Source organism: Ancylomarina sp. (genome assembly GCF_041555295.1).
Lineage (GTDB): Bacteria > Bacteroidota > Bacteroidia > Bacteroidales > Marinifilaceae > Ancylomarina.
In genome coordinates, this window is record NZ_JBFFKR010000156.1 from 1 (window position 1) to 8,172 (window position 8,172).

The 8,172-nt window shown below is 36.5% G+C and carries 8 protein-coding genes and 1 pseudogene; 2 read left to right on the forward strand and 7 right to left on the reverse strand.

The genetic code is table 11. The features are described from left to right. From ABY905_RS11160 to ABY905_RS11190, 7 genes are all read right to left on the reverse strand, one after another. Positions 1 to 674 (reverse strand): P-loop NTPase (locus ABY905_RS11160; protein WP_372643743.1); only part of this gene is annotated, 674 nt, incomplete at its 3' end. Positions 675 to 819: 145 nt separating this feature from the next. Further along, a complete protein-coding gene (locus ABY905_RS11165; protein WP_372643745.1) occupies positions 820 to 1,158 on the reverse strand; it encodes an MGMT family protein in 339 nt (112 codons plus the stop codon). 22 nt (positions 1,159 to 1,180) lie between these two features. Then, positions 1,181 to 1,960: a tRNA (guanosine(46)-N7)-methyltransferase TrmB gene (gene trmB, locus ABY905_RS11170; RefSeq protein ID WP_372643746.1), complete on the reverse strand. Its 780-nt coding sequence runs from the start codon at positions 1,958 to 1,960 to the stop codon at positions 1,181 to 1,183. Between the two features lie 61 nt (positions 1,961 to 2,021). After that, on the reverse strand, positions 2,022 to 2,501 hold the full coding sequence (locus ABY905_RS11175) for a gliding motility lipoprotein GldH (RefSeq protein ID WP_372643747.1): 480 nt from the start codon (positions 2,499 to 2,501) through the stop codon (positions 2,022 to 2,024). Between the two features lie 109 nt (positions 2,502 to 2,610). Beyond that, the gene (locus tag ABY905_RS11180) at positions 2,611 to 3,762 is read right to left on the reverse strand and encodes a stage 0 sporulation family protein (RefSeq protein WP_372643748.1); all 1,152 of its coding nucleotides are present in this window, start codon (positions 3,760 to 3,762) and stop codon (positions 2,611 to 2,613) included. A gap of 340 nt (positions 3,763 to 4,102) precedes the next feature. Further along, on the reverse strand, positions 4,103 to 5,227 hold the full coding sequence (locus ABY905_RS11185; protein WP_372643751.1) for an ATP-binding protein: 1,125 nt from the start codon (positions 5,225 to 5,227) through the stop codon (positions 4,103 to 4,105). A 199-nt stretch (positions 5,228 to 5,426) separates the two neighbouring features. After that, entirely contained in the window at positions 5,427 to 5,861 is a 435-nt protein-coding gene (locus ABY905_RS11190) for an NfeD family protein (protein WP_372643754.1), read from the reverse strand. A 427-nt stretch (positions 5,862 to 6,288) separates the two neighbouring features. Between ABY905_RS11190 and ABY905_RS11195 the strand changes: the two genes are divergently transcribed. Next, positions 6,289 to 7,488, forward strand: a complete 1,200-nt coding sequence (locus ABY905_RS11195; RefSeq protein ID WP_372643757.1) for an acyl-CoA dehydrogenase family protein — start codon at positions 6,289 to 6,291, stop codon at positions 7,486 to 7,488. Positions 7,489 to 7,566: 78 nt separating this feature from the next. After that, positions 7,567 to 8,172 (forward strand): annotated as a pseudogene (locus ABY905_RS11200) (isopentenyl-diphosphate delta-isomerase); the annotation flags it as partial.

Sequence of the window (8,172 nt, forward strand, 5' to 3'; positions counted from 1 at the left end):
AGGTGAATATCCGATGTTCCTGGAGGAAGGTCAATCAATACGTAATCCAATTCGCCCCAATTACCTTCTTCAATCATTTGCTTAAGTGCATTCGAAGCCATAGGACCTCTCCACACCGTTGCCTGAGCAGCATCAACAAAGAAACCAATAGATAACATCTTAACGCCATAACGCTCGTGTGGCTCGATTCTATCCTTACCATCAATATGAGTTAGTTTTGGGCTTGCATCCTCCGAACCAAACATCTTAGGAACCGAAGGACCGTAGATATCAGCATCAATAAGACCAACTGTTTTACCAGCCTTAGCCAAAGCAACTGCTAGATTTGAAGCAATAGTTGATTTACCAACACCACCCTTACCTGAAGCAACTGCAATAATATTGGTTACATTAGGCAATACCGAAGGTGCTTCAACAATATGAACAGCCTTTACCTTAATGTTCCCTTTGATTTCAGCATCCTTATCGACGAATCGTAAAATATTAGTAACACAAGCCTTTTTTAAAGGAATGATATTCGGATCGTCTGATTTTTGGAAAACTAAATCGAATGCAATTTTTTTGCCTTCAATCTTCATATTACGAACCATATCGAGGCTAATAATATCTTGATCGCTACCTGGAAACTTTACGAGTTTTAAAGCATCGGTAACTTGCTTGTTAGTATATGTCATGCTAATGAATGTATGTGTAAATGAGTTAAAAAGTGAATGAGTGGCGAATAAAATCTGTGTAATTTTGTTCTGAAAAAAACCTCTCTTTAACAGATTAACCCTTTAATTATTTAACTGTCAACAAATATATGCATTTAGATTGATTTTAAATAAAATCTTCAGGGAGTTCCTTCATCGGATCCCAAAAATGCTTTTCAAAATCTTGAATCTGATCGTCTATCACCATAAGGCCTTCGTTTTCGAGTAGTTGTTGCATTATATCTTCACCAGGAAAATGATGTTTCCCCGATAATATCCCAATGCGATTAACAACCCGGTGTGCAGGCACATATTCTTCGCTGGTATGTGAATTATTCATTGCCCAACCTACTAGTCGTGAACCTCGGGGTGAACCGATAAATCTCGCAATCGTACCATAGTTACACACGCGTCCTGCGGGTATTTTCTGTACAACTTTGAATATGCGAGAATAAATATCAGACATGCTTTTTTCTTAGTAGAGAGAATTAATCTTTCTTCTGAATTTTGTGTTTTTCTTCAGTAGGCTGCTTGCGTCTATCGCGACCAAAGCTGCGGTACTCATCCAATTCAATTTCAACGTCAGGCTCAACAAATTCAGTTTTACCTTCCAATAAAAATTGAAGGTACTTGATAGGAATACCTTTGCTTAAGAATTGAGCTTCATAATAGGTTTTAATGCCCAAAATGTCATTCGCGTGTTCTGAATTGTACAAATCGTCGGTATCGGTTAATACTTTCAGGTTATTTTCCTTAATCATATAACGCGTGTACTCGTACAAGAACTGGCTGTCAGATTTGAGATGAATCACACCATTATCATTCATCAAATCGCTGTAGAGTTTCATATAGCGAGTTCCAGTCAATCGTTTGGTTACCTTTTTCATTTGAGGATCGGCAAAAGTGATCCATATTTCTGAAATCTCACCATTGGCAAAAACAGAACGTAAAAGTTCAACTTTTGTACGAACAAAGGCAACATTCTTTAAGCCCTCTTCATTTGCTATTGTAGCACCTTGCCATAATCGGGCACCTTTTATATCGATGCCAATAAAATTCTTATCAGGAAAACGCTGGGCTAATCCTACTGTGTATTCGCCTTTGCCACATCCAACTTCTAGAACAATTGGGTTGTCATTTTTGAAATATTCCTTGTTCCATTTGCTTTTAAGTCTGAATTCTTTGTCCCAAACATCTTCGTGTGAGGGTTGCAAAACATTCTCAAAAGTCTCTATCTCTGCAAAACGCTTTAATTTATTCTTTGCCACTTTCTTATACTATTATTGAGTAAATAAGTTCTCAGACTGATTGTCTGCTTATTTTGAGTTTCTATTGATTTGTTTTATCAAGTTTCAGACCTATATTCACGACACCAGGTAACTTATCGTCTCTCATTCCTTGAACCATTTCAAAAGTGTAAAGTCCTGGTTTTTCGAATAAAATTGCCGGTTTATAAAGCACCTGCAAGTCAAATATATTTCCAAAACCACTTCCATACCATTCTCCTGTATCACTTGCTAGGTGACATTCATATTTCTCTTCAGTCATATTGCCTTCAGGATCTATTTGCTTAATGAAAAGCCACAGATTACTATAGGGATATTTGCCTGTGTTTCGAATGTTCACATAAATGTTGTGTAGCTGAATAGAATCAGTTATTTCTACCTCGAAACTAGCAGTATAGTCCTTATTCCATTCGTGATTAGGGATGTCAACATAACTTTCATAAACACGATTGTCCTGACAGGCACTTGTGATAAAAATTAGTGCTAAACTAATAAGTAAAAGGTATTTGGATTTCAACTTCATCGATTCAAAAATATCTAGTCTTAAATTCTCTTAATCAAATAAAGTATCGAGTTGAGATTTGTTTAATCTCAGTTCTCAATACTTTATTTTTTATAATTGAGGCGAATTGCTATTCGCCTGATTTGTTAATTTTACGTGGTTTACGACGGAATTTGCGTTTAGGGCGTGGCTTTTTAGCTTCTTCAACCTTATCAAAACGATTCAGACTGTCTTGTCCCACTACATTTTCGTAATCGAGAGCTTTATGAGTAACTTCTTCTTTCTTTGCAACAAGCTCGTTTACCTTGATTCCCTTTTTGTTTAAGAGGATAATTTCTTTTACTCTATCAATAGGAATCTGAACCATATTTACGGCATAGTTCTTATCGAAACTGTACCACATTAAACGTTTGAAAATATCAGTTTTCTGATGGTAAGCTGTCCCATCCTTACATTCCAAAGGAACATTAGTCGCTGGGAAATCTTTACGAGCATCAATGTAAACATCCATTTCATAATTCAAGCAACACTTTAGTTTTCCACATTGGCCAGCAAGCTTTTGAGGGTTTAAAGATATTTCTTGATAACGAGCAGCATTGGTTGTTACTGACACAAAATTGGTAATCCAGGTTGAGCAGCATAGCTCTCTACCACAAGGACCGATTCCTCCAATTCGTCCAGCCTCTTGACGAGCACCAATCTGGCGCATTTCAATTCGAATTCTAAATTCTTCGGCTAAAACTTTAATTAATTCCCGGAAATCAACTCTCTCATCTGCGATGTAATAGAAAATCCCTTTGGTTTTATCGCCTTGATATTCCACATCACCAATTTTCATATTAAGCCTTAATTCGGCTGAAATTTGGCGAGCCTTAATCATGGTTTTGTGCTCAAGAGCTATGGCTTCGTGCCATTTCTCGATATCTACAGGTTTGGCTACACGGTAAACTTTTTTGGCTTCGTAAGTTTTAGGATCGAGCTTTTGTCTTTTCATTTGCTCAACCACTAAATCACCTGTTAGTGAAACAATACCAATATCATGTCCGGGAGATGCTTCAACAGCAATTATATCGCCACGCTTTAGTCTTATTTTATTATTGTTTGAATAAAAACCTTTACGTGTATTCTTAAATTTAACTTCTATAATATCGGGACATAAAGCACTTTCAGGAACATCACCTAACCAGTCGTAAACATCAAGTTTACCGTCCAAAAGTCGGTGGTCTGATTTACCTTTAGAGCAACCGCCACATTTGCCTTTTGGTTCCTTTTCTTCTATCATATGTATATATATTGAGTGCAGAAACTCATTAAAGTACGGTGTTTTGTACTCAAATGGCTTGCGTCATCTTTGTATTGAGTTCGAATAAATATCGAACTGAAAATTCTACAATCGTGTCTGCGAAATTAGCTAATAAAATGGTACATCTGTCAGGTTTACTGAGAGTTTATACCAAAAACAATCCCTAAAGTTAATTAATTTTTTAAAGGACTGTAGAGTGCAGGAAAAATATCTGAGAAAAGAACTTCTTATTGTGATGATTATCTGAATGAAAGAACATTGGGTGATAATAGATTTACTTTCTGCCTTATCAGATCGCCTTCTTATTATTCGTTGTGTATTATGGACGCAACAATTTAACCCAACGTAAACTTAGGTCCAGAAAAATGATTTTGGCATTTCCATTTCGTTCAATATCGTTATAGGCTTTGGTTAATTCATCTGCAATTGGCCATACATTATCTTCATTGATAAAGGGCGAAAAACGTTGAGAAAAATTCATTTCCTCTCCATTTAGGAAAACCATTTCCTCTTGCTTTAGGTTTAGAATAAAGTTTTCACGAATCATCTTTAAACAATATTGAAGAAAACTTTTCTGTCTTTCACGACCGATTGTACTGATTTCTTCAGCCCAGGTCATGAGTTCTAGTACATTTCGGGCATAACAAATACGCATGATACTTACAAAACGATCGAAGTTAAAGGCATTCTCATCGGAATTTTTGATTAGAATGCGTGCCTTACGATAACTTCCTTCTGATAAACGGACAAGATTATTCAATTCCGTGTCCGATAGGTTGTATTCTGATTTTAGAGCTTGGCTTAGAGCATCCTTTTCAATCCTAGGGATTTTCATCATTTGAGCTCTTGAACGAATGGTTTGAAGGATTCGATTTGGCTCTTCTGAAACGAGAAAGAAAATGGTTTTAGTAGGTGGCTCTTCAATCAGTTTAAGTAGTTTATTGGCACAAGAAGCATGCATTTTCTCGGGCAACCATATAATCATGATTTTATAATCTGATTCATAGGTTTTAAGATTCAATTTTTTAATAATCTCACTACTTTCATTTGAGTAAATCATGCCTTGAGCATTCTCTACACCTAGGCTTGTATACCAATCATTAAGATCGAAATAAGGATTGCCGAGCACCTGTTTTCTCCAATTTCCAATATAGGTATCGCTAACAGGATTGCTAGCACCTTTACCTTTTACAACAGGGAAAACAAAATGTAAATCGGGATGAACGAGTTTCTGATATTTTTTGCAAGAAGCACATTGGCCACAAGAGTCATTGGCTTGTTTGTTTTGACACGAAACGTATTGAGCAAATGCAATAGCCATTGCTAATTTTCCTACACCTTTTTCACCAACAATAAGTTGAGCATGACTCACTCTATTATCGTTAACCGTTTGAATAAAGCGCGACTTAGTAGCCTCTTGTCCAATAATATCTTTAAACTGCATGTATTTTAGTTTGAATCGTTAAGCCAGTGCTATTGACATTTTTCAAATAGATATCAAAGGTAAAAAAAATAGAGTTCGTTCTGATATGTTTTTTTATTGTAGAATATCGATATGAAGATTCATCATTTCGAAAAGGAAAGGCAAAATTAAAGGTCGAACTAAATGTCCGACCTTTGATTCAATATATGAGGGGTTAGGGTTATTTTACAGTTAAAACAATACTATCATAACTCACTATGGTAACAATTTCACCTTTGGAAATTGATTTCCCATCAAAAGAAACGGCTTTCCAGTTATCTCCATCAATTTCTACGCGCCCGTGTCGTTTATTGGGAGCTATAATTTCAACGACAGTTGCTTTTTTACCTAATAAAACATCAGCATTTGTAGAGACAAAGTCTTTTGCTTTAAAAATGAACTTTTTTGCGAATGGACGAATGAAGAATAGAATCAGGAAAGTAAATCCGGCAAATAGGAAAAGTTGCTGAGTGACATTTAAACCAAAATAGGCTCCTGCGCCAGTTACTAAAGCTCCTACTCCAATACAGACCGCAATAAAGCTGGTCATGAATATTTCAATCATAAAAAGAAGTACTGCCACCATTAGCCAAATATGCCAAATCTCAAATCCCATAGTGTATATCTTTAATTATATGTAAATTTAAATTATATAACTATGAAAAACTACTGTCAAATCTGTCAAGTTTTAGAGGAAGAGGCATTTCTTCTGTTGTAGAGGTTGTTATGGTTCTGTCGAGGGCTTTATTATAACATAAGAAAATGTTTTTATTTTTTTTGTTTTTCAATTTTTCTTCGTGAAATTAAATTTGTTGATTGATGATGTTTAATAGAGTTAAGTTAATAGAATATTGGTTTGACCCTATTCTATGGAATCTGAATATCGATTAAGTCAAATATTTTAAATTTTGTTACTCGTTAAATTGACCTTATTTTTATTAAAATTAATTCTAAATAATTTTTAGAGATAGAGGATTTTATTTAGGTTTGTTAATTAAAAGACTTTCGAGTCTTATATCAGAATCAAAAGAGCTAAACAAAATATGAATCCCTATACAAACAAAGAACATAAAGAACTTAAATTAAAGGTTCGTGAATTTGCCGAGACTGAAGTAAAAGCATTGGCAGCAGATTTGGATGAGAAAGAAGAATTTAGTTCACATTTAACCTCAAGAATGGGGGAATTGGGGCTTTTTGGAATTTATCTCCCAAAGGAATATGGTGGACAAGGCAAGGATTATTTATCTCTCTTAATAGCTGTTGAAGAAATGGCTCGCGTTGATGCTTCACAGGCTTCAACATTAGCGGCTCATAATTCGCTGGGAATTGGTCCTATTTATTATTTTGGGACAGACGAACAAAAGCAGAAATACCTGCCTCAATTGTGCACGGGTAAAAATGTTTGGGCTTTTGGTTTAACCGAAGAAAATGCAGGATCAGACTCAAGAGGCACGCAAACAAAGGCTGAGCTATTCAATGATAATTGGTTAATTAATGGGGCGAAAAAGTTTATTTCTAATGGTTCTTCAGAATCTTCGCTTGGGGTTACGCTTCAGGTAATCACAGCTGAGAAGGATGGTAAAAAGGAATTATCTGTTATCTTAGTTGATCGAAGTACTCTTGGATTTAATGCTGATCCTATGAAAGGGAAGATGATGTGGAGAGCATCAGATACTGCAAATTTGACTTTTGAGAATTGTCAGGTACCTGTAGCCAATTTATTAGGTGAGCTTGGACAGGGAGCTAAAATTATGCTGAAAACCCTCGATTCGGGGAGGTTAACCATCGCTGCAATGGCCTTGGGTTTGGCTCAGGGAGCTTACGAAGAATCGTTAAAATACGCTGAGCAACGCGAGCAGTTTGGTAAGCCTATCGTGAAATTTCAAGCGATTGCTTTTAAGCTAGCTGATATGGCTACAAAAATTGAAGCTGCAAGAGCTTTATTGTATCAAGCTTGTTGGTTGAAGGATAATGGGCATGAGTTTGGAAAACAATCTGCAATGGCAAAACTGTATTGCTCTGAGATTGCCAGAGAAGTAGCTAATGAAGCCGTTCAGATTCACGGTGCACATGGTCTTTTAAAGTCTTCGGATGTGGAGCGGTTTTATAGAGATCAACGTATTTTAGAAATTGGCGAAGGCACATCGGAGATATTGCGATTGGTGATTTCGAGACATATTACAAGCGAGAAGGATGCGAAGGATAAAGGAAATTCAAGGATAAAGGCGTCGCACTTAGCGTAGCCGAAGTGTTAAAGTGGATGATGATAAAGCAAAATTGGCTTGTTGTGATAACTGATAACTGATAAGAGAAAAAAAACAATGACTGACAGAAAAAGAGACCATATTGATTTGGCTTTCCGTTCGCATATGGAAAAAGCATTGGCTGATAAGCGGTTCTATTATGAACCTCTTTTAAGTGCTCATCCCGATAAGGAACTTCAGGCTTTTGAGTTTTTGGGTAAGCAGCTACGTACCCCAATATGGGTTTCGAGTATGACAGGCGGAACAGAAAAAGCAGCTAAAATCAATTTGAACCTGGCTCGTGCCTGTGCACAGTTTGGAATGGGAATGGGTTTGGGCTCATGTCGATCAATACTGGATAGTAAGGCTCATTTTGCAGATTTCGATATGCGTTCTGTTATTGGTGATGATTTGCCTTTGTATGCTAATCTGGGTATCTGTCAGATTGAGACTTTGATTGAAGATAAGGCTCTCGATAAGGTTGAGGCGATGCTTCACGATTTGCGCGCCGATGGTTTAATTGTTCATATTAATCCGATGCAGGAAAGCTTGCAGCCTGAGGGCGATCTTATGAAACGATCCCCAATTGAAACTTTGAACGAGATGATGGAGCAAATAAAGGCTCCTATCATAGTGAAAGAAGTAGGGCAAGGTATGGGACCTAAAAGTTTGGAAGCTCTTATG